Source organism: Cystobacter fuscus (genome assembly GCF_044360685.1).
Lineage (GTDB): Bacteria > Myxococcota > Myxococcia > Myxococcales > Myxococcaceae > Cystobacter > Cystobacter fuscus_C.
This window is the reverse complement of record NZ_CP043491.1, coordinates 2,723,241-2,748,190: the sequence shown is the minus strand read 5'-3', so window position 1 is coordinate 2,748,190 and position 24,950 is coordinate 2,723,241. Positions and strand designations below refer to the sequence as shown.

Genomic DNA, 24,950 nt, shown 5'->3' with positions numbered 1-24,950 from the left:
GCACGCCCTGTGTCAGTCCTCGGACATCTCCGGGTCCACCACCCGGGTGGCCCCCCCCTCCTTCGTCAACCGGAGGGGCTCCACCCGCGCCCGCCGCGCCAGGGCCCGGGCCAGCGGCTCCGCATGGGTCGTCACCCACACCTGGCTGTCGCGCGAGGCGTTCACGATGAGCGCCGCCAGGGGCTCGAGCAGGTCCGGATGCAGGCTCGTCTCCGGTTCGTTCAGCGCGAGGAACGCCGGGGGCCGGGGGCTCATCAGCGCCGCCAGCAGGCACAGGTAGCGCAGCGTGCCATCCGACAGTTCGCGCGCGGACAGGGGACGCTTCAACCCCGGCTGGTGCAAGAGCAGACTGAAGCGCCCCCGGGGGGCAGTTATCTCCAGGCGCGCGCCCGGAAAGGCATCGGACACGGCGCGCTCCAGACCCCCGGCGTCTCCCACCTCGAGGATGGTCTGCAGCGCGGCGGCGAGATCCCTCCCGTCATGGGCGAGCACGGGCGTGCGCACACCCATCTGGGGCGAGCGCTGGGGCGCCTCCAGGTCCGTGCGGAAGTGGTGGTAGAAGCGCCACGCCCTCAGCGCGCCCTGCACCTCGGCCAGGCGCGGGAAGCGGTGGGGCTCGGCGAGCTGCGACAGCACCGACTCGCCCGCCCAGAGCCGCAACGGGTAGGTGACGCGCTCGCCCTGCGCGTCCCGGAGGAAGGCCGTGCGCTCCTTGCGCTCCAGCAGCACCCCGCGCCGCCGGCCCTCCAGCGCCCACAGGTGCTCCTCCTTCACCTCGGGATCCAGGTTGAAGAGGCTCAGGGGCTGGCCGGCGTCGTCCAACTGGGGCGGCACCGCGCCGAGGGTCAGCTGGTACTCCAGTTCCCCCCAGCTGACACCCACCGTCAGCAGCGAGGGCCCCCGCTCGCGCGCCCCCGCCCACAGCACGCTGGGCACCCCGCCCTCCTCCGCGAGCGCCTGCGCCAGCCGGCCCTCGGCGGCCTCGGACAGCAGGTGGAGCGCGCGGTAGAGGTTCGTCTTGCCGCTGCCATTGGGCCCCACGATGACGGTGAGGGGCCCCACGGGGAGCACGAGCTTGCGCACCGAGCGGTAGCCAGCGACCTCCAGTTGGGTGATGGGCATGGCGCCCTACCCTATGCCATCCGCGCCCCGCTGCTCCCCGGGGACCTGGAGGGCGCGTGTCAGGTTCACGAGGCAACATCGCACCCCGTGTGAATCCGCCCGCCCCGCGAATGGAGCAGATGTGTGCCGTGCACCGGACAACGCCCGCGTGAGAAGACGCACGCTCCCTCACTCCCCAGGCTTCCCCGCCGTCCCTATTTCCAGGCCCTCACGGACGGCTCGGGCCTCGACCAGGGGAATGGTGTGGGACTGCGACTGCAAGACACGATGCTCGGATGGAAGCAATGGCCGCTGGTTGCCGCGCTCTGGGTGACCCCCGTGTGGGCACAAGCACCCGCCGCGCTCACCCCGCCCGCGGCGCTCACCCCGCCCTCGGCGCCCGGTGGCGCGGACATCTCCAACCTCGCCGAGAGCGCCTCGGCCAAACCCCAGCTCAACTCCTCGCTCGACAGCGAGGACGAGGAAGCGCCCCCCGAGTTCACCCTCGGCCCGGCGGAACCGGTGGCTCCGGGTGAGCGCAAGTGGGTGCACAAGCTCGACGGCACGAGCCTCACCTCCTATTTCGCCGAGGGCGTGCTCGCCCAGGCCAAGAGCGCGTACGACCAGCGCCGCTACCGTGTCGCCCGGCAGCTGCTGGACAAGGAGGCGCCGACGGCGCCCGTGCGCTACCTCCGGGCGATGAGCGCGTTCGGCCAGGGACAGTGGGCCGTGGCGGCCGAGGAGCTCGCGGGGCTCGCCCAGGACTGGCCCGTGATGAGCGACTACTGCCACTTCGAGGCGGCGCGGGCCTACGAGAAGCAGCGCAAGTGGACGGAGGCCATCGCCCACTACGAGGCCGTGAAGCCCGGCGCGCGGCGCTACACCGACGCGCGCTTCGGCATGGCGTCGCTGCTGGAGAAGCGCAAGCGCGACTACGCCGCGGCCGTGGCGGCCCTCACCCCCATCGTGCAGACGGACACGCCCCGGCCGGGAGACCCCGCCCAGTCCGCCGCGTGGCTCACCATCGCCCGGCTGGCGCGCTACCAGGCCGACTACAATGGCGAGCACCGGGCACACCTCGCGGTGTGGGCGCTGCACCCCTTCTCCCAGGAGGCCAGCGCGGCGGTGAAGGGCCTGCGCGACCTGCCCTACGTGCCCAAGTGGAAGGTGGCGCGCGCCGAGACGCTCTTGTCGCTGCACCAGAACCGCGAGGCCATGGACACGCTCGGCAAGATGCTGCCGAAGCTGGAGCTGCCCGACGAGCTGGCCTGCCGCGCGCACTTCGCCTACGGCACCGCCCTGCGCAAGGAGCGCAAGCACTCCCAGGCCATCCGCGTGCTGCGGCCCGTCACCGAGCAGTGCCAGGACGCGGCGCTGCGGCCCCGCGCCCTCTACGTGCTCGGCTACTCGGAGTCGGTGGTGGAGCCGGAGAGCTCCATCAACACCTACCTCCAGCTCACGCGCGACTACCCCCAACACCCCTACGCCGATGACGCCCTCTTCTACGCGGCGGGCAAGGCGCGGGAGCTCGGGGAGAAGGCCGCCGCCGTGAGCTACCTGGATCAGCTCATCGCCAACTACCCGGAGGGCAACTTCGCCGCCGAGGCCCTCTTCCAGCGCTTCTGGATGTACCGCGCCGAGGGCAAGAACGAGGCGGCGCTTGAGGCCCTCACGCGCATCGAGGCCCTGCGGGGCACGGGCTCCACGCACGAGTCGGTGCAGCGGGCCCGCTACTGGCGCGCGCGCCTGCTGCCCGGCCAGGGCCGCGCGGTGGAAGCGCACGCGCTGCTGGAGCGCGTGGCGGCCGAGGGCGCGGCCACGTGGTACGGCCTCCTGGCGCGCTCGCGCCTGGTGCACGAGGCCCCGGAGCGCGCGAACGCCATCGTCGCGCGGCTGCGTCAGCCCACGAGCCCCGCCGAGGTGTGGCCCCTGGAGGCCGGCCCCCTCATGAAGGACGCGCACTTCGTCACCGGCCTGGAGATGCTGCGGCTCGGACACCGCGAGGCCGCCGCGGAGCTGCTGGCCGTGGACCGCAAGGGCCGCGACGAGGAGTCCATCCGCCTGCTCTTCCACCTGCTGCGCACCTCGGGCAACGAGCGCCACGCGCGCCCCATCGCCTGGGCCTTCCGGCGCGAGGGACTCTCCGCGCCCACCGAGGCCGAGACGCGCCTCATCTACTCGGCGGCCTACCCCCAGCCCTTCCGCGAGCTGGTGGTGCGTCACTGCCGCTCGGCGAAGGTGAACCCGGACCTGATGCAGGCGCTCATGCGCGAGGAGAGCGCCTTCAATCCCAGGGCACGCTCGTCCACGGGCGCGCTCGGGCTCGCCCAGCTCATGCCCGCCACCGCCTCCGTGGTGGCGCGCGAGCTGCGCCTGACGCTGGCCACGCCCGATGCCCTGCTCGAGCCGCACCACAACATCCGCCTCGGCTCGGCGTACCTCGGCGGCCTCCAGCGGCGCTTCTCCGGCAACCTGGCGTACGCGGTGGCCAGCTACAACGCCGGCCCGGGCGCGGTGGACCGGTGGATCTCCCGCTTCCCCGACGCCGAGCTGGACGAGTGGGTGGAGCAGATTCCCGTGGAGGAGACGCGCCTGTACGTCAAGCGGGTGCTGGGCAGCGCGGCGGCCTACCAGTTCCTCTACGACTCGGGCTCGCTCACGACGCTGGCCTTTGGAGAGAGGGGTTCCAATAATGCGGGCTCGCGCTGAGCCCCCATGTCCCCAGAAGAAATCCACGAGTCCAACACCCGCTTCCAGGACGCCTGGCGCTTCTTCGCCCGGGGCAGTCCCAACGGCGAGGTGCTCGACCAACCCGAGGTGAGCATCGCGTCGAGCAATGTCCCCTGGGCCATGCTCAACGCGGCCTTCCTGCCCGCGCCGGTGGACACGGAGGCGGCCCTGAAGAACGCCGCCACCGCCGCCGCCCACTACTTCACCCCCCGGGGACAGGGCTGGATGCTCACGCTGTGCGAGGACTGGGTTCCGCCCGCCCTGCGCGCGCGCGCGGCCTCCCTGTTCGCGCCCCTGGGTCTGAAGCCCAGCGTGGTGGCCACTGGCATGGTCGCCGAACGGCTGCTGCCCCCCGCCCGTCCCCTGCCCCGCCTGGAGCTGCTCGAGGCCAGTGACGCGCACGTGCGGGGCGACCTCGCCGACCTCAACTCCCTCAGCTACGACGTGGCGCTGCCCACCGGACGCCAGGTGTTCGATGTCCCGGCGATCTTCTCCGGCGACAACCTGGGCTTCGTCGGCTACCGCCTCGAGCAGGCCGCGAGCTGCGCGGCCGTGATGCGCGCGGACGACGTCGCCTACATCTCGATGGTCGCCACCCTCCCCCCCCACCGGCAGCTCGGCTGTGCCGAGGCCGTCATCCGCCACGCGCTCACCGAGGCCCACCGCGCCTGGGGCCTGGAGCGCACGGTGCTGCACGCCACCCCCGCGGGACTGCCCGTCTACCGCCGCATGGGCTACCGGTCCGTGACCCGCTTCCTGTTCTACATGGCCGCGCCCACTCCGGGCCGCTGAACGTCTTTCAAGGAAAACTGGTTTCAAGAAGAACACTGGTATCAGACCCGGGGCCGATTCAAGCCAGCGGAAGGAGCGGGCTAGGGTCTTTGCATGCGAGCCATTGCAGTGGGGGGAGTGGAGAGCATCGAGGCCGTGACGAGCTCCTTCTGGTCGCTCGCGCCTTACGGCCTGGTGCTGCTGCGGCTGGCGCCGAACTCCCAGACGCCGCTTCAGGATGCCCTGTGGGTCCAGGCCAATCCCGCCACCCGGCGCCTGGTGCCGGGCGCGCACCTGTTTCCGGGCCTGCGCCTGCGGGACATCCTCGACCAGGACGAGCGGGAGCCCTTCGTGCGCGAGCTGTTGCGCTGGGAAGGCTCGCTCGAGGGCCAGGGAAGCCTGTCCACCGAGCTGACCCTGGGCGAGGGCGAGGAGCGGGTCGTCTTCCACATCGACGCGGCCCAGCGCGCCGGACACCTGCTGCTGTGGCTGCGCGACCTCACCGCCGAGCGGCGGGAGCTGGAGTCGCTGCGGCGCGATCGGGAGCTGTTCCAGCGGGTCATCCACTGCGCCCCGGACGCCATCTTCGCCAAGGATCTCGACGGCCGCTACACGCTCATCAACCCCGTGGGAGCGAGCGCGATGGGCGCCTCGCCAGCGGACATCATCGGCCATGACGACCAGGACATCTTCCTGCCCGAGGACGCGAGTGCCACGCGGGCGCATGATCAAGCGGTGCTCGCCGCGCGGCAGCCCCTGACGTACGAGGACGAGGATGTCGCGGGCCAGCGGGTGTGGCTGTCCACCAAGGGGGTGCTCCGGGACGAGAAGACGGGAGCCGTCACCGGGCTGTTCGGCATCTCCCGGGACATCACCGAGCGCAAGCACCTGGAGCGCGAGCTCCAGGAGAGCGAGGCCCGCTACCGGCTGGTGGCGCGCGCCACCCGGGAGGTGATGTGGGACTGGCACCTGGGCAGCGGCGAGATGAGCTGGAGCACGGTGCACGGAGAGGTGTTCGGCGAGGCACCCGAGGCGTGCGGTGCGTCACCGGGCTGGTGGCGCGAGCGCATCCACCCGGACGATCAGCCCCGGGTCCTGCGCACCCTGCACGCCGCGATGGAGGGCCGGGAGGACCACTGGTCAAGCGAGTACCGCTTCCGGCGGACGGACGGCACCTACGCGAGTGTGCTGGAGCGTGGCTACATCGACCGGAGCGCCGAGGGGCGGCCCGAGCGGCTCATCGGCGCGATGATGGACGTGAGCGAGCACAAGCGGCGCGAGGAGGAGTCGGCCCGGGAGGAACCGCTCGTCGAGCGTGTGCTCGCCATCGTCAACCATGATCTCGGCAGCCCGCTGGCCGCCATCCGGCTGTTCTCGCAGATGCTGGCGCAGGCCCCCAACCTCACCCCGGCGCAGCACACCACCCTCGCGCGCATCGAGGAGATCACCCGGCGCATGACCCGGCTGACGCGCCAGATGCTCGACAGCGTCCGGGCGCGCGACGGGGCCCTGCCGGTGAGGCGCCGCGCCGTGGATCTGGAGCTGGTGTGCCGCCGGGTGCTCGACGAGTTCACCGCCATCTACCCGCGGCGCGACATCCAGCTCACCGTGGAGGGCAACACCCAGGGCGACTGGGACGAGGATCGCCTGGCGCAGGTCTTCTCCAACCTGGTGGGCAACGCGCTCGAGCACGGCGACGAGGCCCACCCCATCACCCTCCAGCTCTGGGATGTCGCCGGAGTGCAGCGGCTGGAGGTGAACAGCCGGGGCAAGCCCATCGACGCGGCCCTGCTGCCCCACCTCTTCGAGCCCTTCCGGACCGGGAGCCCCGGCGGACGCCGGACCTCGGGGGGCGGCGTGGGGCTGGGCCTCTTCATCGTCCGGGAGTTCGTCCGGGCGCACCAGGGAGAGGTGCAGGTCCGCTCCTCACTGGAGGAAGGCACGACCTTCTCGCTCTCCCTGCCGCGCCACGCGCCCGGCGCCACCGACGCGCCGGACGCCTGACACCGCGAGCACCTCGCTCAGCGCGTCTTGAGGTTCTGGGTGACGAAGTCCCAGTTGACCAGGCTGTCGAGGAACGTGGAGATGTACTTCGGGCGCGCGTTGCGGAAGTCGATGTAGTAGGCGTGCTCCCACACGTCGATGGTCAGCAGCGCCTTCTGGCCGTGCTTCATCGGCAGGTCCGCGTTGCCCGTCTTGGTGATGGCCAGCTTGTCCTTGTCGAGCACCAGCCAGGCCCAGCCCGAGCCGAACTGCGTGGCGGCGGCGTTGGAGAACTGCTCGCGGAAGTTCTCATACGAGCCGAAGTCGCGGGTGATGGCGTCCGCGAGGTCGCCCGTCGGCTTGCCGCCGCCGTTGGGCTTCATGCAGTTCCAGTAGAAGGTGTGGTTCCACACCTGGGCGGCGTTGTTGAAGACGCCCCCGTCGCTGCTGAGGATGACCTGCTCGAGCGACTGGTTGGCCTCGGGCTTGCCCTCCAGCAGCTTGTTCAGGTTCGTCACGTACGCGGCATGGTGCTTGCCGTGGTGGTACTCGAGCGTCTCCGCGCTGATGTGGGGGGCGAGTGCATCCTTGTTGTAGGGCAGTTCGGGCAGGGTGAACGGCATGGGGACGTCCTTTCGTCGTGGGTACGCTGAAGCTGCCCTTGCTCTACCGGCATGCGGTCCGTATGTCAGCGGCCTGGTCAATAAATTGTCCGGTCGCCAATGAGATGGCGCGAATGCACGGGGAAGGGGCCACGGGGATGTCACGGGAGAGCCGGACGGGAGAGGCAGCCATGGCCATGGAGCGCACCTCCGAGAACCTGGCGCGCAACCTGCGCGCGCTGCGCGACGCGCGGGGCCTGAGCCAGCAGCAGATCGCCCGGCTGGCGGGCGTGCCACGCGCGACATGGACCCACCTGGAGTCGGGCAGTGGAAATCCGACCCTGTCGGTCCTGTTGCGCGTCGCGTCGTCGTTGCAGACCTCGGTGGAGGAGCTGCTCGGCGCCCCCCGGCAGGAGGCCCGGCTCGTCAAGCGGGCGAGCCTCTCCTCGCGCTCCAAGGGCAACGTGCGGATAGAGCGGGTGCTGCCGGACAGCCTGCCGGGCCTCATCATCGAGCGGATGGACTTTCCCGGCGACGGCGTGCTCGTGGGCGTGCCGCACACGCCCGGCACGCGGGAATACCTCACCTGCGAGAGCGGCACCCTGGAGCTGGTGACGGTCGGCTCCGTGTGGACGCTCGAGGCGCGCGACGTGCTCGTCTTCCGGGGGGACCAGAAGCACACCTACCGCAACAAGGGGGACAAGCCGCTGGTGGCCTTCAGCATCGTCGTGCTGGCACCCGGCGGACTCTGAGCGGGCCGCCCCCGGCCCTCCCCTCACGGAGAGGGAGGGGCCTCGGGCGGCGGCAGGGCGAGCGCGTCGCGCAGCTCGCGCAGCTTGGCCTGGATGGCCCGGGCGTTGGTGGGCCCCATGCGCACCAGGTGCTTCTGCGCGGCGCTGAGCCCCTCGAGCTGCTCGGAGGCGTAGTTGAAGTTCACCCCGCCCGGCGCGTCCACCACCTCCACGTCGCCCTCGGGCACGGGGGTGTCCAGCATCCGCTGGATGGCGTTGGCGAGCGTCTGATCGAAGCGCTGTCCGGGGCGGCTGATCTCCAGGTAGGAGCCCTGGATGAGCGGCCGGAGCGCCTTGTACGTGATGGCGCTGGTGGACGTGTCGAGCGAGGTGAACACGCGCGTCACGCCGTCGTAGCGGGCGAAGCTCTCGGGAGCGATGAAGAGGCGGCGCTCGCGCCGGGTCACCTGGAAGTCCCCCACGGGGGCCATGAAGGACAGCGCGGAGCGGGGGCTCTGGCCCTCGGCGATGTTGGACACGGCCGAGGAGAAGCGGCGCACCAGGTCCTCGGTGGAGGACAGCCACTTCTGCAGCTCGGGCAGGGGGGAGAGCAGGCCCACCAGCTCGCGCACGCGGGCATCGCTCTCCGCCAGGGGCGGCAGCGGCGGGGGCACGTCGTCGATGGACGCATCCGGCGCCGTGGCCACGGGGGGAGCGGGCTCGGGCTCGGGCGCGGCGGCCGGCACCTGGCGGCCCTTCCACCAGGAGTACCCCACGATGGCCAGCGCCACCACGACCCCCAGGAGCACCACGATCAGCGGCGCGCGCGAGGGCGGGGGCTTCTTCGAGGCACCCGGGGGAGGGCCGAAAGACGAGGGCGGCGGCAGCGGATCGCTCATGATTCCTCATTCCTCCAGAGACAGCGGCGTACGGGCCAACGGCCCGCCTCCCGCGCTATTTCCCGGGAGGGGACGGCGGGGTGGCCACGTATTGCTCCAGACGCGTGATGCCCAGCTTCTTCATGCGACTTTGCAGCGTGGAGGGTTTGAGACCCAACAGCGCCGCGGCGCCCCCGGGGCCATAGAGCCGGCCCTGCGTGCGGGCGAGCACGCGCAGGATGTGCTGGCGCTGCACCTCCTCCAGCGTCGCCACGGCGCCCTCCTCCACGGGCTCCGGGACGGGCACGGGGGCGGACTCGGAGGGGCGCTTCGGCTCGGGCGTCCGCGCGGGCAGGTCGAAGACCTCGGCGCCCAGCTCCCGCTTGCGCGAGAGGATGGTGGCGCGCTCCAGGGCATTGGCCAGCTCGCGGATGTTGCCCGGCCAGTCGTAGGCCGCCAGGCGCGCGAGCCCCTCCGGCGTCACCTTCATGCCCCGCCGCGCCGTCCTCCGGGCCTGCTCCTCCAGGAGGAAGGCGCACAAGAGCGGCAGATCCTCCAGCCGCTCGCGCAACGGCGGCAGTCGCAGGGGAAAGACGCTCAGCCGGTAATAGAGATCCTCGCGAAAGCGCCGCTGGGAGATGGCCTGGCGCAGGTCCACGTGCGTGGCGGCGAGGATGCGCGCGTCCGCGCGCACCGTCCTGTCACTGCCCACCGGCTCGAAGCTCTTCTCCTGCAGGGCGCGCAAGAGCTTGGCCTGCAGCTCCACGGGCATCTCCCCCACCTCGTCGAGGAAGAGCGTGCCCCCGTGCGCCATCTGGAAGCGCCCGGCCCGGTCCTTCGTGGCCCCGGTGAACGCGCCCTTCACGTGGCCGAACAGCTCGCTCTCCAGGAGCCCCTCGGGAATGGCCGCGCAGTTGAGCGTCACGAAGGGCCCCTCCGCCCGGGCGCTCCAGCGGTGCACCGCCCGCGCCAGCCGCTCCTTGCCCGTGCCCGTCTCGCCCAGCAGCAGCACCGGCGTGTCCGTCTCCGCCACCTGCCGCGCCCGCATCGCCAGCTCGCGCACCACCGGGCTGCGCGACGTCTCCAGCACCCCCACCTCGTCCCCGCCGAGCTGTGACTCCAACAGCCGCGCGTGCTCGTGCTCGCGCTGGTGCAACCGCTCGAGCGTGCTCTTCTGCTCGACCTCCTGCAGCGACGTGGCCAGCATCTGCCCGTACACCTCCACCAGGTCCACCACCGACTGCGGATAGGCCTCGCACTCGGTACGGTCCAACGTCAGCAGCCCGTAGCAGCGCTCCGCCGCGCACAGGGGCACCACCATGCACGCATGGCCGGGCGGCAGATCCAACACCCCGTCGAAGGGGTCTCCGTCCCCGTGCGAGTGGTCCTCGTCCGTGAAGGCCCGCGCCCGCCGCGTCTCCAGCGCCTGGCGCAGCGAGGGGAAGTCCGCCAGCCGCAGCTCGTGCCGGCGCACCCGCTCGCTCGCCAACGGACCCCGGGCCACCACCGCCACCAGCTTTCCTTCTCGCAGCAAGAAGAGCGTGGCGAGATCGAAGCGCACCACCCGGGTGAGCCACTCCAGCCCCCGGCGCAGCAACTCCGTCACTGGCCGCTCCGAGGTCGCCAGCTCGATCAGGTCCCGGGCTTCCCCGCGCCAATCCGCACGAGGCACCGCAACGATGTCATCCGCCATACGTCTACCTAGATAACCGGGGCGGCACCGAAATGTCAGTGGCGCCGGACACCGTTATTTCGGTATGCACCGGCCCGGCGGCACCGACTGGAACACAGGGGTGTAGTAACCCCCTGGAATCACGAAGGACGTGTTCTGGCACGGTGGCTGCTTTAAGGGTACACGAACTTCATCACCCGGGCCTGGGAGCAAGCAGGCCCCCATCCAAGGAGTCGAAACACATGCTGACTGTTGGCGACAAGATTCCCGCGTTCAACCTGAAGGCCGTGGTGAGCCTGGAGAAGGGCAAGGAGTTCAAGGACATCAACCAGGACACCTACAAGGGTAAGTGGACGGTGCTGTTCTTCTGGCCCAAGGACTTCACCTTCATCTGCCCCACGGAGATCGCGGAGTTCGGCAAGCGCGACAAGGACTTCCAGGATCGCAACGCGCAGATCCTCGGCGTGAGCACGGACAGCGAGTACGTGCACCACGCGTGGCGCACGCACCACCCGGACCTCAAGGGTCTGCCCTTCCCGATGCTGGCGGACATCAAGCGCGAGCTGAGCGCGAGCCTGGGCGTGCTGCACAAGGACGAGGGCGTGGCCCTGCGCGCCACCTTCATCGCGGACCCCGAGGGCATCATCCGGCACGTGTCGGTGAACGACCTGTCGGTGGGCCGTAACGTGAGCGAGGTGCTCCGCACGCTGGACGCGTTCCAGACGGACGAGCTCTGCCCCTGCAACTGGCAGAAGGGCGAGGAGACGCTCACCACCAAGCTGGCGAAGGCGGGGTAAGGCGTCATGGCGTCGCTCGAAGTCGTTCGCGGTGAGCTGGCGGATGCCCACAAGGACACCCGCCTCAACCTCCAGTCCGTGCTGGAGAACAACAGCCTCACCCCCGCGCAGCGCTGGGGCGTGGCCGTGGCGTGTGCCTTCGCGGCCCGCAACGAGCTCATCAAGAAGGCCATGCTCCACGAGGCCCGCCAGGCCCTCGGCGATCAGGCCGAGCCCGTCATCGAGGACGCCCGCGCGGCGGCCTCGCTGATGGGGATGAACAACATCTACTACCGGTTCCGTCACATGGTGGGCAAGGAGTCCTACGCCACCAAGCGGCCCGGTCTGCGGATGAACCGTCTGGGGCAGGTGCTCACCAACAAGGTGGACTTCGAGCTCGTCTGCCTCGCGGTGAGCGCCATCAACGGCTGTGAGATGTGCGTGCAGTCCCACGAGAAGGTCGTCGTCGACGGTGGCCTCTCCGAGGACCAGGTGAACGACGCCGTCCGCATCGCCTCGGTCATCCACGCGGCCGCGGTCGGTCTCGAGTCGTAAAGCCGTCAGTTCCCCATCGCGCGGGTTTTCAAGAAGCGCCCTCCGGTGTCACCACCGGGGGGCGATTCCTTTTTCTCCATCGCGCATCCAATCCACAAATCTTCAGAAAGGATCTCTCCATGTATCGCAGCCCGAGCCCCCTTCCCGAGCAGTCCCGTGCCGCCCTCGTCGAGCAGCTCAACGCGCGTCTGGCCGATGGTCTGGATCTGCACAGCCAGATCAAGGTCGCGCACTGGAACATCAAGGGCCCGCAGTTCGCGGCGCTCCACCCGCTCTTCGAGACGTTCGCGGTGAGCCTGGCCAACCACAACGACTCGGTGGCCGAGCGCGCCGTGACGCTGGGCGGCAAGGCCTACGGCACCAGCCGCTACGTGGCCAAGACGAGCCGGCTGGCGGACTACCCGCAGGAGACGACCAAGGACCTGGAGCACGTGAAGCTCCTGGCCGAGCGCATCGAAGGCTATCTCGTCGGCTTGCGCGACAGCCGCAAGGCGGCCGAGCAGCACCAGGACACGGACACCGTGGACCTGTTCACCGGCATCATCACCGAGTTCGAGAAGCACGCGTGGTTCCTGCGCGCCTCGCTCGAGAGCTGACGCCCTTCACCGTCACACCGCGGGGTCCTCCCCCCGCGGGAGGACCCTTCGCGCGGCTCACCCCTACTGCCGGGGAGCCTCCTCGGTAGGACCCTCATCGATGACCTCGGACGAGCCATTGTCCGACGGCTGCGCGCCCTGGGTCTGCCGCTCGATGCTCTGCTGGGTGTCCGAGGGCGTGCGCACGACGGTGTTGCCCGGAGCCTCCTCGGGTGCCCACAGCTCCCCGTCCCCGTTGCGCACCGCATTGCCCGCGCCGCCCGTGGCCTCCCCTTCGTAGACCGTGGGCGCGCCCATGCGGTCCTTCTGCGCCCGGGCCTTCTCGTCCGTCAGTTCCTGCATCGACGCCTCGGGCTCCTCGGAGCGGGCCTTCGAGGTGTTGGCGCACCCCCACAGGGTGAGGGCACAGGTGGCGGTGGCCAGAACGAACTTCTTCATGGGAACTCTCCTGGTTCGAGTCATCTGCTCGAAAGGTGGACGTCCCCGTGAGCGAGGCAACAGGGAAGCGGGCACGCGGGAATGCACCCGCCTGCCCGCCCCCTCACCCCGCCTGCGTCAGGGTGACTGCGCGCCCGCGACGGACTGGGTGCGGCCCACGCCCATCTGGTCCAACGCGAAGGCCCAGAGGTCGCTGTACTCCTCGATGATCTTCCCCGTGGGCTTGCCCGCGCCGTGGCCCGCCTTGGTCTCGATGCGGATGAGCACCGGGGCCTCACCGGCCTGCGCCGCCTGGGCGGCCGCCGTGAACTTGAAGCTGTGGCCGGGCACCACGCGATCGTCATGGTCCGCGGTGTGCACGAGCATGGCGGGGTAGCGCGTGCCGGGCTTCACCTGGTGCAGCGGCGAGTAGGCATGGAGCGCCTTGAACTCCTCCGGGTTCTCCGCGGAGCCGTAGTCGCTCGTCCACGCCCAGCCGATGGTGAACTTGTGGAAGCGCAGCATGTCGAGCACGCCCACACCGGGCAGCGCCACGCCGAAGAGGTCCGGCCGCTGCGTCACCGCCGCGCCAATGAGCAACCCCCCGTTGGAGCGGCCGGAGATCGCCAGCCGGGGCGTGGAGGTGTACTTCTGGGCGATGAGGTACTCGGCCGCGCCGATGAAGTCGTCGAAGACGTTCTGCTTGCGCAGCTTCGTGCCTGCCTCGTGCCACTCCCGGCCGTACTCGCCGCCGCCGCGCAGGTTGACCACGGCGTAGAGGCCGCCCTGCTCCATCCACACCAGATTGGCCACGCTGAAGCCCGGCGTCAGGGGGACGTTGAAGCCGCCATAGCCATACAGCAGCGTGGGCGTGGTCCCATCCCACTTCAGCCCCTTCTTGTGGCTGAGGAAGATGGGCACGCGGGTGCCGTCCTTGCTCTGGAAGAAGACCTGCTCCGTCTCGTACTGCGACGGATCGAACTTCACCTTTGGCGCCTTGAACACCGTGCTCTGGCCCGACTTCACGTCGTAGCGGTACACGGTGGGCGGCGTGGTGTAGCTGGAGTACGAGTAGAAGGTCTCCGTGTCCTGACGCTTGCCGTTGAGACCCGACACGCTGCCCAGGCCCGGCAGCGCGAGCTCGCCCTGGGGCTTGCCGTCACGCGACACCCGCCGCACCACCGAGTGCGCGTCCTTCATCACGTTGAGCAGGAAGAGCTCGTTGACCATGTCCACCGAGGCGATCGTCTCCTCGCCCTGGGGGATGATCTCCTTCCACTCCTTGCGCTCCGGCTTGCGCAGATCAATGGCGACCACACGGCCGCGAGGCGCGTCCAGATCCGTCTTGAACCAGAACAGCGTGCCGTCGTTGGCGATGAAGTCGTATTCCGCGTCCCAGTCGCGCAGCAGCTCGACGACCTTGGCCTTGGGATCCTTCAGGTCCTTGTAGAACACCAGGTTCTTCTGCTCGGTGCCCCGCGAGACGTTGATGACGAGGTAGCGCCCGTCGTCGGTGACCCGGCCGCCAAAGCCCCACTCCTTCTGATCCTTGCGCTCGTAGACGAGCGTGTCCTGGCTCTGCGGCGTGCCGAGCTGGTGGAAGTAGAGCTTCTGGTAGTAGTTGGCGCCGCTGAGCGCCTCGCTCGTCTTGGGCTCGTCATAGCGGCTGTAGAAGAAGCCCTTGCCGTCCCGGGTCCACGATGCGTCCGAGAACTTCACCCACTTGATGATGTCCGGCAGATCCTTGCCCGTGCGCACGTCGCGCACGCGCAGCTCCTTCCAATCGCTGCCGGCGGTGGCCACGCCATAGGCCAGCAGGTGGCCGTCGTCGGTGATGTTCTGCCCCGCGAGCGCTACCGTGCCATCCGAGGACAGCGTGTTGGGATCCAACAGCACCCGGGGCTCGGCCGAGAGCGAGTCGGCCGTGTAGAGCACGGACTGGCTCTGCAGGCCGTCATTGCGGAAGAAGAAGTAGCGGCTGCCCTGCTTCCAGGGGACGGAGAAGCGCTCGTAGTCCCACAGCTCCGTCATGCGCTGCTTGAGCCGCGAGCGCAGGGGAATCTTCTCCAGATAGCCGAAGGTGAGCTGGTTCTGCGCTTCGATCCACTGGCGGGACTCGGGCGAGTCCGGGTTCTCCAGCCAGCGGTAGGGGTCCGCCACCTTCGTGCCGTGGTAGTCGTCGACCACGTCGTCCTTGCGCGCGGCCGGATAGCTCAGGCCCTTGGGTGCGCTGACGGGCGTGGCGACGGAGGCAGACGGAGCGCTGGGGGCGGGCGCCTCCCGCGACTCCGGAGCATGACTGCAGTGCGTGAGCCAGAAGGCACACGCGACGGCGGAAACAAGAGGGGTTCGCATGGCGCGCGAACCTACCAGCCCGGGAGCGTATTTCCGACGCTCCCGGGCCCGGGCGGTTCAGGCGCGGATCACCAGATCTTCACGCGCTTGTCGGCCGGCAGGAAGGCGCCATCGCCCTCCTTCACGCCGAAGGCGGAGTAGAACTCGGGCATGTTGCGCACCACGCCATTGACCCGGTACTCGCCCGGCGAGTGCGGATCCGTGAGGAGCTGCTGACGCAGCGCATCCTCGCGGTTGGCCGTGCGCCACACCTGGGCCCAGCCGAGGAAGAAGCGCTGGTCGCCGGTGAAGCCCTCGATGACCGGAGCCTCCTTGCCGCCGAGGGACAGCTTGTAGGCCTTGTAGGCCACGGTCAGGCCACTCAGGTCGCCGATGTTCTCACCCAGGGTGAGCTTGCCATTGACATTCATTCCCTGGAGGGGGCTGAAGCTGGAGTACTGGTCGGAGAGCTGGCCGGTGCGCTGCTGGAAGGCGGCCTTGTCCTCGGCGGTCCACCAGTCGCGCAGGTTGCCATCGCCATCCGAGCGGCTGCCCTGATCGTCGAAGCCGTGGCTGATCTCATGCCCGATGACGCCGCCGATGGCGCCGTAGTTGGTGGCGTCATCCGCCTTGGGATCGAAGAACGGAGGCTGGAGGATGGCCGCCGGGAAGACGATCTCGTTCATCGAGGAGTTGTAGTAGGCATTCACCGTCTGCGGCGTCATGCCCCACTCCAACCGGTCGATGGGCTTGCCGAGCTTCTCCACGTTGCGGTTGTACTCGACCTCGCTCGAGCGCTTCACGTTGCCCACGAGGTCATCCGCGCGCACGGTGAGCGCGGAGTAGTCCCGCCACTTCTCCGGGTAGCCGATCTTCACGTTGAACTTCGCCAGCTTCTGCTGGGCCTGGGCCTTGGTCTCCGGGCTCATCCAGTCGAGCTGATCAATCCCCTGCTTGAAGGAGACGCGGAGGTTGTCCACCAGCTTCTGCATGCGCGCCTTGCTCTCGGGCGTGAAGTAGCGCTCCACGTAGATCCGGCCGAGCACCTCGCCCAGCGCGCGGTCCACCGACTCCACGCCGCGCTTCCACCGGGGCCGGTCCTCCTCCAGGCCCTGGAGCGTCTTGCCGTAGAAGGTGAAGTGGGCCTGCTCGAAGGGCGTGCTGAGCAGGGGCGCGTACGAGCTCACCAGCTTGAAGGTGAGGTACTGCTTGAGCGTGGGCAGGGGCGTGGCCTGGAGCATCTTCGCCATGGCCTGGAAGTAGTCCGGCTGGCGCACGATGACGGCGGGCGACTTCTCGGTCCCCGCGGCCTTGAGGTAGCCCGCCCACGAGAACCCCGGCGTGAGCGCGTCCAGCTCCGCCACGCTCTTGAGGTTGTACGTGGCCTCGCGGTCGCGGTTGCGCACGCGATCCCAGTGCTTCTCCGCCAGCGAGGTCTCCAGCGCGAGGATCGTCTTCGCCGCGCCCGCGGGATCCTTCTCCCCCGCCAGCCTCATCATCGTCTCGATGAAGGTGAGGTACGCGGCGCGCGTCTCGACGAAGCGCGGCTCGGGCTTGCTGTAGTAGTCGCGATCCGGCAGGCCCAGCCCGCTCTGGTTGACGTAGAGGATGTAGCGCTCGGCGTTCTTGGCGTCCTGGCCCACGAAGCCGCCAAACGGCGTCTGCACGCCCATGCGCCCGAGCGCGGCGAACAGCTCCGGCAGCTCCTTCTTGTCCTTGAGCGCGGCGATGCGCTGGAGGTCCGCCCGCAGCGGCTCGACGCCGAGCGACTGGATGCGCTCGGTGTCCATGAAGCTCTTGTAGAAGTCCGCCACCTTCTGGGTGTCGGAGCCGGACGCCGGAGACTGCACGGCGGCGGACTCCTCGATGAGGGTGCGCAGCGCCTCCTCGCTCTTGTCGCGCAGCTCGATGAACGAGCCGTAGCGGCCCTTGTCCGCCGGAATCTTGGCCGTCTTCAGCCACGTGCCGTTGACGTAGCGGAAGAAGTCATCCTGGGGACGCACGCTGGTGTCGAAGTGCTTCGTCTCGACGCCGAGCGACAGGGCCGGGCTCCTGGCCTCGGCCTGGGCGGCGGAGGAAGACTCCGCCGGAGCGGTGGAGCGGGTGCTCGCCGCGCATCCCAGCAGGAGGCATGCGCCGAGCGTACCCGGGGCCCAGGCGTGACGGAGGAACTTCATGCGGTTCATGGAATCTCGTGGGGTTGGGGGTGGTGAAAAAACCCGGGCCGCCAACTCCGAAGGCGGCGGGAAATTCCCATCCGCCCCGAGCAACCGTCACGTCCGGGGAGCGTCGGCGCCCGGGGGAAAACCCCGGGCCAGGCGCTGGCGATCCTCCCGGTAGCGCCGCACGAACCACTGCCCCGCGGGACGCGTCAGGAGTTCCTCGCGCATCCGCTCGAGTTGACGCGGTGCGCGCTTCCCCCGCCGGGGCGCATAGGGAGAGCCCTCGGGGCCCATCAAGGGGGCGTAGAGCGCCGCCGCGGTGATGTCCGCGATCGACAGGCGGTCCCCCACCAGATAGCGCGCGGGGTCTCCTTGAATCTCCCGCTCCAGCCGCTCGATACCCTCCAGCAGCTTCACCCGCGACGCCTCCACCATCTCGGGCGACTGGACATAGTGGCGCTGGATGTTCTTCTTCACGAGGGGAAACATCGCGCGCCCGAGCAGACGCACCGGCAGCGGAAAGGCGCCGAACAACAAGGACGAGACATCCGCCTCCTCGTCGAGGAGCTTCGCGTACACCCAGCGCCGCACGTGCACGCCGGCCGTCTCGTCGTAGTAGGCCTCCAGTTCCAGGACGCGCTCGCGCTCGGGCCCCTCGGAGGGGATCAGCCGGGGCGCGGACGGATAGGCGCTCTCCAGGTGCAAGGCGATGTCGGTGGAGTCGCTCAGGGGCGTGCCCCGGTCCACCAGGACGGGAACGGAGCGGCTGTGTCCCCCCGTCAGCCGCTTCGTCACCCGCGCGTGCACACCGGGCAGCAGGTTGCGGACGCCATAGGGGATGGCCTTGGCGTCGAGGTTCCAGCGGGTCTTCTCGCAGAAATGGGAGATGGGGAATTGATAGAGCGTGCGGTCGGGGTGAGGCATGGCGCGGGAGCATGCCGTTCCGGCACCTCCGGGTACAGCCATGATAGGTTGCCCGGGCCCCCATGCCTCGCACGGAAGAACAGAACCAGCGGTTGAAGGAGGAGCGACGGCGTGCCCTGTTGGCAGCGGCCCGGCGGGTCTTCGCGCGCAAGGGGCTCGCGGCGAGCAAGATGACGGATCTGGCCGCCGCGGCGGGCATCAGCTACGGGCTCGTCTACCACTACTTCCCGGACAAGGAGTCCGTGTTCGCCGCGCTCGTCGAGGAGGCCGTGCAACAGGGAATCCAGCTCGTCGTCGAGGCGCGCCAGCGCTCCGGCTCCCCGTGGGAGCAATTGCAATGGCTGTGCGCCCGGGTGCTGGACGGCGTCCAGCGCGAGCCGTCCTTCCCGCTCATCCTCGTGCAGGCGCACGCGAGCGAGAGCGTGCCCGGCCCCGTCGGGCAGGCCCTGGAGCGCTACAGCTCGCAGTTCTTCCAGCAGCTCGTGGCGCTCATCGAGGCGGGCCAGGACGCGGGCCAGGTGGTGCGCACCCCCGCGGCCGAGCTCGCGTGGATGTGGCTGGCCACCATCCAGGGGCTCGCGCTCATGCGCATCCTCCCCCACATGAATCACGTGCCGTACCCCAAGACGAACACCCTGCTGCGGCTCTTCGCGCCCTGAATCATTCAGATGAAAGCGCGTGCCCTCCTCCGCTAGCGTGCGGCGGGTGAGCGAAGACTTCTTTCCCGCGTTCCGTACCGTGCCGCGCACGGGCGTCATCTACGTCACCACCGAGGCCATGCGCCGGGGCTACAGGGGGGGCGACCCCGAGTGGTGCAACCTCGGCCAGGGCCAGCCCGAAACGGATGAGTTGCCCGGAGCCCCGCCGCGCGTGGGCCAGGTCACGGTGGACGTGAACGATCTGGAGTACGCCCCGGTGGCCGGACTCTGGGAGGTGCGCGAGACGATCGCCTCGCTCTACAACCGCCTCTACCGGCGCGGCCTGCCGAGCCAGTACAGCGCGGAGAACGTCGCGCTCTCCGGAGGAGGACGCACCGCGCTCACCCGCGCCGCCGCGAGCCTCGGTTCCGTCAACCTCGGCCACTTCCTGCCCGACTACACCGCCTATGAAGAGCTGCTGGACGTCTTCAAGGCCTTCACCTCCATCCCCATCCTCCTGGAGGGCGAGCGCGGCTATGCCTTCACCCACGAGGACCTGCGCCGCGAGGTGCAGGGCCGGGGCCTCTCCGCCCTGCTCTTCTCCAACCCCTGCAACCCCACGGGCAAGCTCGTGCAGGGTGAGGAGCTGGCGCGCTGGGTGGGCGTCGCCCGGGAGTTGGAGTGCACGCTGCTCATCGACGAGTTCTACTCGCACTACATCTGGACGGGCCGCCCGGGCCAGCTCCCCATCGAGAGCGCCGCGCGCTACGTGGAGGACGTGAACCGGGATCCCGTCGTGCTCTTCGACGGCCTCACCAAGAACTGGCGCTACCCGGGCTGGCGCATGACGTGGACGGTGGGGCCCCGCCAGGTCATCGAGGCGGTATCCAGCGCGGGCAGCTTCCTCGACGGCGGAGGCAGCCGGCCCCTGCAGCGCGCCGCCATCCCCCTGCTCGACGAGGAGCTCGTGGTGAAGGAGACGCTCGCCATCCACCGCCACTTCCGTGACAAGCGAGACCGCTTCTACTCGCGCCTGGAGCGCCTGGGCATCCGCACGGACCGCGCGCCCGATGGCACCTTCTACATCTGGGGCAACGTGTCCGGCCTGCCCGCGCCCCTCAATGACGGCATGGGCTTCTTCCGCGCCGCGCTCGAGCAGAAGATCATCGCCGTGCCGGGGGAGTTCTTCGACGTGAACCCCGGCAAGCGCCGCGCCCGCCCCTCGCGCTTCCGCAACTACGTGCGCCTGTCCTTCGGCCCCTCCCAGGACGTGCTGGAGAAGGCCGTGGACCGGCTGGAGACCCTGATCCTCCCGCGCACCACGGGCTGAGTGCCCCCCTCCCCACGGAGCCGCCACATGTCCGCCTCCCCGTCGCCCACGACCCCCTCCTCCCGCCACGTGCTCATCGCGGGAGGTGGCATCGGTGGGCTCACCCTGGCCCGAGCCCTGCGCCAGGTGGGCATCGCCTCCACCGTCTTCGAGCGCGCCGAGGTCCTGCGTCCGGTGGGCGCGGGCATCATCATGCAGATGAACGCCATGAAGGCGCTGCGCTCCATCGGACTGGCGGAGGCGGTGAGCCAGGAGGGCCAGCCCCTCACCTCCCTGGCCACGTGCACCGGCTCCGGCGGGGTGCTCACCCGCGTCGACCTCGACCTGCTGTCACGGGAGCTGGGAGAGTCGGCCATCGCCATCCGCCGCTCCCGCCTGCAAGCGGTCCTGCTGTCCGGGCTCGAGGAGGACCAGGTGCGCACGGGACGCGCGGTGGTGGGCTTCCACGACGATGGCGAGCGCGTGACGGTGCGCTTGTCGGATGGCACCACCGCCACGGGAGACCTGTTGGTGGGCGCGGACGGACTCCACTCCGTGGTGCGCCAGGCACTGTGGGGCGATGCCCCGCGCTACTCGGGCTACACGAGCTGGCGGGGCATGACGACGCTGCCGCCCCAGGCCCACCCCACCAGCGCCAGCGAGAGCTGGGGGCCCGGCGCCCGCTTCGGCATCGTCCCCGTGGGGCACGGCGAGGTGTACTGGTACGCTACCCGGAACGCCCCCGCGGGAGTCCGGGATGAACCCGGCCGCGCCCACGAGACCCTGCGCCAGTGCTTCGGCGGCTGGCATGCGCCCATCGCCGCCATCCTCGACGCCACGTCCGAGGAGAACATCTTCCGCACCGACATCCAGGACCGGGTGCCGCTCGCGCGCTGGAGCCAGGGCCGGGTGACCCTGCTGGGAGACGCCGCCCACCCCATGACACCCAACATGGGACAGGGCGGCTGTCAGGCCGTCGAGGACGCCGTGGTGCTCGCCCGCTGCCTGGCCCGGGAGCCCGAGCCCTCCCTCGCGCTCGCCGAGTACGAGCGCCGCCGGCTCCCGCGCGCCAACCAGTTCGTGTCCCGCTCCTTCCATCTCGGACGCCTCGCCCAGCTCGAGAACACCGCGGTGCGCTTCCTGCGCGACACCCTCATGCGCCTCGTGCCCTCGGGAGCCGCCCTCCGGCAGGTGCGCGACGTCATGCGCTTCGAGCCCTGAGCAGGTAACCCGGACCCCAGGCCAGGCGACCCGAGGTAAGTCCTGTCAGGGGTAGGAAGGAGCGGCGGAGTGCGGCACCAACATCGGTGTGTCTCGCTGACGCGCTCCGAACGCAAACACCTCCAGCGGGCCCTCCACCGCCCCCAGGCACATGGGCTTCGTCTTTGGCCGCTCGGCGCCTACGCTCTCCACAGAAGGCCGCGGTGAATCCGGGGGCCGTAACTGCTCGCCGGACTCCGTCGTAACGAGAAAAGCAGAGGAGTGAGACGTCCAGGCCATGAACCTGGAGGTACACGTGGAGAAGGAGTTGGAGCAGTTCCGGCAGGAGGCGCAAAAACCGAGGGCAGGACGAGCGAAGGACTCGGGCCCCTTCCCCGAGCCACTGAGAGCGTTCGCGGTGCGCTACCTGGCGCAAGCACTGGAGAAGGGAAAGACACTCAAGTCCGTGGTGGAGAGGCTGGGAGTGTCGGAGCCGACGTTGCAGGCGTGGGCAGACGCCCGGCAGCAAGAAGACGCGGAGCCGTGAGCCCAAGACGGATCCGCTGCTGCCCGTGATGGTGCACTCGCCGAAGCCGCACGCGGCCTCGCCCGTGGCGACTACCTTCGCGTGTGCGGCGCCGGTGGACATGAGCAAGGGATTCGGGCTGAGCGCGCTGGTGGAGCAAAAGGTGGGCGGGCAGCTTCTCAAGAGCGCTGACGGTGGCCGAGCTGTCGCTGTTTCTGGAGGGCCGCGAGCTGGCCGCGCGCTGGAGGCTGTCGTCCCCCGCCTTCGAGGAGAAACAGCTTGCGGTGGCGCTCGTCGTGTAGAACGACCTGCGCGCCCGTCACCGCGCCGGCCCCGCCGCGCCTGATTGAGGGCGGCCGCTACTCGGCGGATTTCGCCGTCCACGTCGCCGTGCAGAAGTATGACTTTCACCTGCCGCTGGTGCACCAGGAGCGCATGTACCAGCATCCATGCGCTTGGCACCGCCATCAGCGCGTCCACCCCCTTGTCCGCGCACACCTTTATAGCCTGCTGGAGATATAGCTTGCTGGAGACGGCGAAGCTGGGCGGAGTGGACCCCAAGTGCTACCTGCGAGGCCTCGCTGGCGGCCCTGCGCGCAGAGCCCATTTCCCTGCCCAACCAGCTCGCGCAGTCCGGTGCGAGCTGACTCGCCACACTCGCTTCTGTCTGCCTCGGGCTGATCTGGCTCCGTGAGGACTGTCGCACCGCGGAGATCGCATCCTCTCGCCCAGTGCTCGTCGTCAAGCTCTTCGGCCATGGGGCTCGGTGAATATTTACTGCTTGACATGATACGCTCAAATCGCGAGGATTTGCGGACCAGAGAAAGAACCTGTGGGGGGACATGCACAATCAACTCGTTTTGGCATCACCGTGTCGCGGGAGGCTCTCGTCGCTTCCCAGTAGCCACGTCCTGTACTGAGCCCCGCGTGCCAGCACCTTGGTGCCGCTGTGGCTTGGCCATCGACCGGTAAATCCCACAAAGGGCAGTGCGCCTGCGTTTGCCTTGCCCGTGGCCAATGATTGACCAACAACAGGAACAACAGTGAACGAAACCCGCTCGGCAGCCGCGCAGCCGCATGGTGGCAGCCTCTACGGCCAAGACCTGCTCGCCTTCATCGGCGGCTATGCGCAGCATTGCCATAGCGCGCATTCGGCCGCCCTCCACGTGCTGACCCATGCAGGCCGCTTTCCCACCGAAGAAGCCTTGAAGGCGTTGGGCATGGCCGACCGCGCCGCGTTCGAAGTCCTGAGCAGGCACCCGCACTTGCCCCTGCTGGCGGACACTGCTGGCGCCCAATCCGATGGGACGCTGTTTGCGCTGTATGCCAACTCGCTTGGCCGACTACATATCCGCCCGCATTCGGCCGCCAATCCCGTCTACGACGAAAATGACAGTTATCTTGAGATCGGCCACGCCTGGTTGCCGGCCGCCGCGGTGGCGGAAGTCGAAGCGCTCCAGCGGCAGTATCTCGAGCGCGAAGCCGTTGCCTTCGCAACGGTGATGGATGCGATGCGCGAGGTAGAGGAGCGCGGGGAGCTGGCCGCGGTGCTCGAAAGCGTCATCGACCATGTGGAACACGTCGAGTCGGTCTGCTTCTACATTGGCGATCGTTTCTTCGCGCGAATCGATCGCTTCGTCAATCTCATCGATACCAAGGCCGGCCCCGGCCACCTGCCGCGGCTGCACGGCAAACCCCTGGCGCGTTGGGAGGCGGATGACGTACTTCTAGTGGCGGCGCTGCATGCGCTGTTCCTTTCCGGGCGGGCCGTGCGCTTCGAAGAGTTCAACGGCATCGCTTTCACCGCTGACGGGCTGGTGCGCAAGATCCGCGATTTGTACACCAGCTACGCCGCCGTGGGCTGCATGTCTTGTGAGCAGGAGCCAGGGCTGTTCGAATTGGCCCGCTTCGTGGGCCGGCAAACGAGGCAGGCGGTTGGCCAGTCCTGGTTGCGTTACCGGCGCATCTATGGATTGAATTTCCAGAAGAACGAGTTCGTTGCGGCCGACACGCGCTCCAGCGAGGATCCGCTGGTCTATCTGCAGGATTTCGGCGAGGACTACGCGCGTCTGGTGTCCCCGCGCGGCGGCCATCGGGTGCCGGAATGCCTGTTCTTCAACCAGCTTGCCGGCGCCTGCTTGGCGCAAGACATCGCCGGAGTGCCGATGCCGGCCATCACCGGCAGCGCGGCGGCCGGCTGGGTGGAGGCCTTGATGGAGAAAATCGTCGCCTCCGCCGTGAAGGCTACCGGCTCGGACTACGGCATGTCCAGTTCGATCCGCGACATCGGTCATCTCATGAAGAGCGAAGATGCCACCTTGGTTGATTCGATCCACGAGCTGACGCCGGCGCACTTCTTCACCTGCTTCGTCTCGCGCGGGTTTGCTTCAGGAATGGGTCCGGCCGAGGCGCGGGTGATCGCCTCCTCGGTACAGAGGCGCATGATGTTCAACCGCTGGCACTTCATCCCAGGCAACCTGGAGCGCAGCTTGGTGCTCCCCAACCGCCACTGGTACTACCCGCCGCTGCTCCCCGACATCGCTACTCATTCGGACGTGCACCGCGCTGCGCACGCGCGCGCCCGCGTCAAGTACTCCATCCGCGCACCGGGCCCCGACATGTCGCGCCCTCCGCTGACCATCCTCAACCAAACCTATCGCGGCTTCTACGACATACGCGTGATACGGATGAATGGGCCGGAATATGAGTTCGAGCAATTGCTGCGCGCCCGCCGCCGCACCTTGTGGCTGGAAGCGGTCTACACGGTGCTCACTTCCTATCTGCAGGATTCCGCGCAGAACAGATTCAAGGTGAGTGGGTTCGAGCCCGGCGCCTACCTGGACCTGTCGGCTTGCGGCGATCTGCCGCGCTGGCCGGTGCCCGATGAGTACCTGCAAAGCAGCGCCCAGCCGACTTTCGCTCCGGCCTGAACCGCACCACCCATCGAGTTGAACCGGGGCTGGCCGCCTGGTGGCCGGTCATCACCCAGGTGAAGCCCCCGCCGCCGGATGCGGACAACAAGCTAGAACAGCCGCAGTTCTGAGG

21 protein-coding genes are annotated in these 24,950 nt (G+C 69.1%); 13 read left to right on the top strand and 8 right to left on the bottom strand.

Annotated features, from left to right (window positions below; translation table 11 throughout):
* Positions 1–12 precede the first annotated feature (12 nt).
* Entirely contained in the window at positions 13–1,122 is a 1,110-nt protein-coding gene (locus F0U63_RS11395; protein ID WP_395845914.1) for an AAA family ATPase, read from the bottom strand.
* Positions 1,123–1,365: 243 nt separating this feature from the next.
* Here F0U63_RS11395 and F0U63_RS11390 point away from each other — a divergent pair, with 243 nt between their 5' ends.
* The 3 genes from F0U63_RS11390 (at position 1,366) to F0U63_RS11380 (ending at position 6,606) form a co-directional block, all read left to right on the top strand.
* Positions 1,366–3,810 (top strand): transglycosylase SLT domain-containing protein, encoded by a 2,445-nt coding sequence (locus F0U63_RS11390; RefSeq protein ID WP_395845913.1) that lies wholly within the window; start codon positions 1,366–1,368, stop codon positions 3,808–3,810.
* 6 nt (positions 3,811–3,816) lie between these two features.
* Positions 3,817–4,623: a GNAT family N-acetyltransferase gene (locus F0U63_RS11385; protein ID WP_395845912.1), complete on the top strand. Its 807-nt coding sequence runs from the start codon at positions 3,817–3,819 to the stop codon at positions 4,621–4,623.
* 93 nt (positions 4,624–4,716) lie between these two features.
* A complete protein-coding gene (locus tag F0U63_RS11380) occupies positions 4,717–6,606 on the top strand; it encodes an ATP-binding protein (RefSeq protein WP_395845911.1) in 1,890 nt (629 codons plus the stop codon).
* Between the two features lie 17 nt (positions 6,607–6,623).
* Here F0U63_RS11380 and F0U63_RS11375 read toward each other — a convergent pair whose 3' ends face one another.
* The gene (locus tag F0U63_RS11375; RefSeq protein WP_395845910.1) at positions 6,624–7,208 is read right to left on the bottom strand and encodes a superoxide dismutase; all 585 of its coding nucleotides are present in this window, start codon (positions 7,206–7,208) and stop codon (positions 6,624–6,626) included.
* A 170-nt stretch (positions 7,209–7,378) separates the two neighbouring features.
* Between F0U63_RS11375 and F0U63_RS11370 the strand changes: the two genes are divergently transcribed.
* Positions 7,379–7,939, top strand: coding sequence for a helix-turn-helix domain-containing protein (locus tag F0U63_RS11370; protein ID WP_395845909.1), 561 nt, complete (start codon positions 7,379–7,381; stop codon positions 7,937–7,939).
* A 23-nt stretch (positions 7,940–7,962) separates the two neighbouring features.
* Here the strand turns inward: F0U63_RS11370 and F0U63_RS11365 are convergent, their stop codons facing one another.
* On the bottom strand, positions 7,963–8,817 hold the full coding sequence (locus F0U63_RS11365) for a DUF3014 domain-containing protein (RefSeq protein ID WP_395845908.1): 855 nt from the start codon (positions 8,815–8,817) through the stop codon (positions 7,963–7,965).
* Positions 8,818–8,872: 55 nt separating this feature from the next.
* Positions 8,873–10,489, bottom strand: coding sequence for a sigma 54-interacting transcriptional regulator (locus tag F0U63_RS11360; protein WP_395845907.1), 1,617 nt, complete (start codon positions 10,487–10,489; stop codon positions 8,873–8,875).
* Positions 10,490–10,710: 221 nt separating this feature from the next.
* Between F0U63_RS11360 and F0U63_RS11355 the strand changes: the two genes are divergently transcribed.
* From F0U63_RS11355 to dps, 3 genes are all read left to right on the top strand, one after another.
* Positions 10,711–11,265: a peroxiredoxin gene (locus tag F0U63_RS11355; protein WP_395845906.1), complete on the top strand. Its 555-nt coding sequence runs from the start codon at positions 10,711–10,713 to the stop codon at positions 11,263–11,265.
* 6 nt (positions 11,266–11,271) lie between these two features.
* Positions 11,272–11,799, top strand: coding sequence for a carboxymuconolactone decarboxylase family protein (locus F0U63_RS11350; protein WP_002626621.1), 528 nt, complete (start codon positions 11,272–11,274; stop codon positions 11,797–11,799).
* Positions 11,800–11,918: 119 nt separating this feature from the next.
* A complete protein-coding gene (dps, locus tag F0U63_RS11345) occupies positions 11,919–12,395 on the top strand; it encodes a DNA starvation/stationary phase protection protein Dps (RefSeq protein WP_002626619.1) in 477 nt (158 codons plus the stop codon).
* Between the two features lie 63 nt (positions 12,396–12,458).
* Here the strand turns inward: dps and F0U63_RS11340 are convergent, their stop codons facing one another.
* The 4 genes from F0U63_RS11340 to F0U63_RS11325 all read right to left on the bottom strand — a co-directional run bounded on the left by F0U63_RS11340 (position 12,459) and on the right by F0U63_RS11325 (position 18,232).
* A complete protein-coding gene (locus F0U63_RS11340) occupies positions 12,459–12,833 on the bottom strand; it encodes a hypothetical protein (protein ID WP_395845905.1) in 375 nt (124 codons plus the stop codon).
* A gap of 117 nt (positions 12,834–12,950) precedes the next feature.
* Positions 12,951–15,167 (bottom strand): prolyl oligopeptidase family protein, encoded by a 2,217-nt coding sequence (locus F0U63_RS11335; RefSeq protein WP_395845904.1) that lies wholly within the window; start codon positions 15,165–15,167, stop codon positions 12,951–12,953.
* 68 nt (positions 15,168–15,235) lie between these two features.
* Positions 15,236–17,332: a M13 family metallopeptidase gene (locus F0U63_RS11330; protein ID WP_395845903.1), complete on the bottom strand. Its 2,097-nt coding sequence runs from the start codon at positions 17,330–17,332 to the stop codon at positions 15,236–15,238.
* An 87-nt stretch (positions 17,333–17,419) separates the two neighbouring features.
* Positions 17,420–18,232: a glutathione S-transferase family protein gene (locus F0U63_RS11325; protein ID WP_395845902.1), complete on the bottom strand. Its 813-nt coding sequence runs from the start codon at positions 18,230–18,232 to the stop codon at positions 17,420–17,422.
* Positions 18,233–18,294: 62 nt separating this feature from the next.
* On the opposite strand from F0U63_RS11325, the gene F0U63_RS11320 reads away from it, so the two are divergent.
* From F0U63_RS11320 to F0U63_RS11295, 6 genes are all read left to right on the top strand, one after another.
* Positions 18,295–18,891, top strand: a complete 597-nt coding sequence (locus tag F0U63_RS11320; RefSeq protein WP_395845901.1) for a TetR/AcrR family transcriptional regulator — start codon at positions 18,295–18,297, stop codon at positions 18,889–18,891.
* Positions 18,892–19,009: 118 nt separating this feature from the next.
* Positions 19,010–20,200 carry a pyridoxal phosphate-dependent aminotransferase gene (locus tag F0U63_RS11315; protein WP_395848357.1) on the top strand — a complete coding sequence of 397 codons (1,191 nt, stop codon included), beginning with the start codon at positions 19,010–19,012 and terminating at the stop codon, positions 20,198–20,200.
* A 27-nt stretch (positions 20,201–20,227) separates the two neighbouring features.
* Positions 20,228–21,400, top strand: a complete 1,173-nt coding sequence (locus F0U63_RS11310) for an FAD-dependent monooxygenase (RefSeq protein WP_395845900.1) — start codon at positions 20,228–20,230, stop codon at positions 21,398–21,400.
* A 277-nt stretch (positions 21,401–21,677) separates the two neighbouring features.
* Positions 21,678–21,926, top strand: coding sequence for a hypothetical protein (locus tag F0U63_RS11305; protein ID WP_395845899.1), 249 nt, complete (start codon positions 21,678–21,680; stop codon positions 21,924–21,926).
* A 1,022-nt stretch (positions 21,927–22,948) separates the two neighbouring features.
* Complete coding sequence (locus tag F0U63_RS11300) at positions 22,949–24,835, top strand: hypothetical protein (protein ID WP_395845898.1); 1,887 nt, start codon at positions 22,949–22,951, stop codon at positions 24,833–24,835.
* Positions 24,832–24,948, top strand: a complete 117-nt coding sequence (locus F0U63_RS11295; protein WP_395848356.1) for a DUF3470 domain-containing protein — start codon at positions 24,832–24,834, stop codon at positions 24,946–24,948. The genes F0U63_RS11300 and F0U63_RS11295 overlap by 4 nt, the downstream gene beginning before the upstream one ends.
* Positions 24,949–24,950 lie beyond the last annotated feature (2 nt).

What these genes read in the sequence shown, in the direction of transcription:
- F0U63_RS11395 (WP_395845914.1), bottom strand. Translation starts at nt 1,122, where the DNA reads ATGCCCATCACCCAACTGGAGGTCGCTGGCTACCGCTCGGTGCGCAAG.
- F0U63_RS11385 (WP_395845912.1), top strand. Translation starts at nt 3,817, where the DNA reads ATGTCCCCAGAAGAAATCCACGAGTCCAACACCCGCTTCCAGGACGCC.
- F0U63_RS11380 (WP_395845911.1), top strand. Translation starts at nt 4,717, where the DNA reads ATGCGAGCCATTGCAGTGGGGGGAGTGGAGAGCATCGAGGCCGTGACG.
- F0U63_RS11375 (WP_395845910.1), bottom strand. Translation starts at nt 7,208, where the DNA reads ATGCCGTTCACCCTGCCCGAACTGCCCTACAACAAGGATGCACTCGCC.
- F0U63_RS11370 (WP_395845909.1), top strand. Translation starts at nt 7,379, where the DNA reads ATGGCCATGGAGCGCACCTCCGAGAACCTGGCGCGCAACCTGCGCGCG.
- F0U63_RS11365 (WP_395845908.1), bottom strand. Translation starts at nt 8,817, where the DNA reads ATGAGCGATCCGCTGCCGCCGCCCTCGTCTTTCGGCCCTCCCCCGGGT.
- F0U63_RS11360 (WP_395845907.1), bottom strand. Translation starts at nt 10,489, where the DNA reads ATGGCGGATGACATCGTTGCGGTGCCTCGTGCGGATTGGCGCGGGGAA.
- F0U63_RS11355 (WP_395845906.1), top strand. Translation starts at nt 10,711, where the DNA reads ATGCTGACTGTTGGCGACAAGATTCCCGCGTTCAACCTGAAGGCCGTG.
- F0U63_RS11350 (WP_002626621.1), top strand. Translation starts at nt 11,272, where the DNA reads ATGGCGTCGCTCGAAGTCGTTCGCGGTGAGCTGGCGGATGCCCACAAG.
- dps (WP_002626619.1), top strand. Translation starts at nt 11,919, where the DNA reads ATGTATCGCAGCCCGAGCCCCCTTCCCGAGCAGTCCCGTGCCGCCCTC.
- F0U63_RS11340 (WP_395845905.1), bottom strand. Translation starts at nt 12,833, where the DNA reads ATGAAGAAGTTCGTTCTGGCCACCGCCACCTGTGCCCTCACCCTGTGG.
- F0U63_RS11335 (WP_395845904.1), bottom strand. Translation starts at nt 15,167, where the DNA reads ATGCGAACCCCTCTTGTTTCCGCCGTCGCGTGTGCCTTCTGGCTCACG.
- F0U63_RS11330 (WP_395845903.1), bottom strand. Translation starts at nt 17,332, where the DNA reads ATGAACCGCATGAAGTTCCTCCGTCACGCCTGGGCCCCGGGTACGCTC.
- F0U63_RS11325 (WP_395845902.1), bottom strand. Translation starts at nt 18,232, where the DNA reads ATGCCTCACCCCGACCGCACGCTCTATCAATTCCCCATCTCCCATTTC.
- F0U63_RS11320 (WP_395845901.1), top strand. Translation starts at nt 18,295, where the DNA reads ATGCCTCGCACGGAAGAACAGAACCAGCGGTTGAAGGAGGAGCGACGG.
- F0U63_RS11315 (WP_395848357.1), top strand. Translation starts at nt 19,010, where the DNA reads ATGCGCCGGGGCTACAGGGGGGGCGACCCCGAGTGGTGCAACCTCGGC.
- F0U63_RS11310 (WP_395845900.1), top strand. Translation starts at nt 20,228, where the DNA reads ATGTCCGCCTCCCCGTCGCCCACGACCCCCTCCTCCCGCCACGTGCTC.
- F0U63_RS11305 (WP_395845899.1), top strand. Translation starts at nt 21,678, where the DNA reads ATGAACCTGGAGGTACACGTGGAGAAGGAGTTGGAGCAGTTCCGGCAG.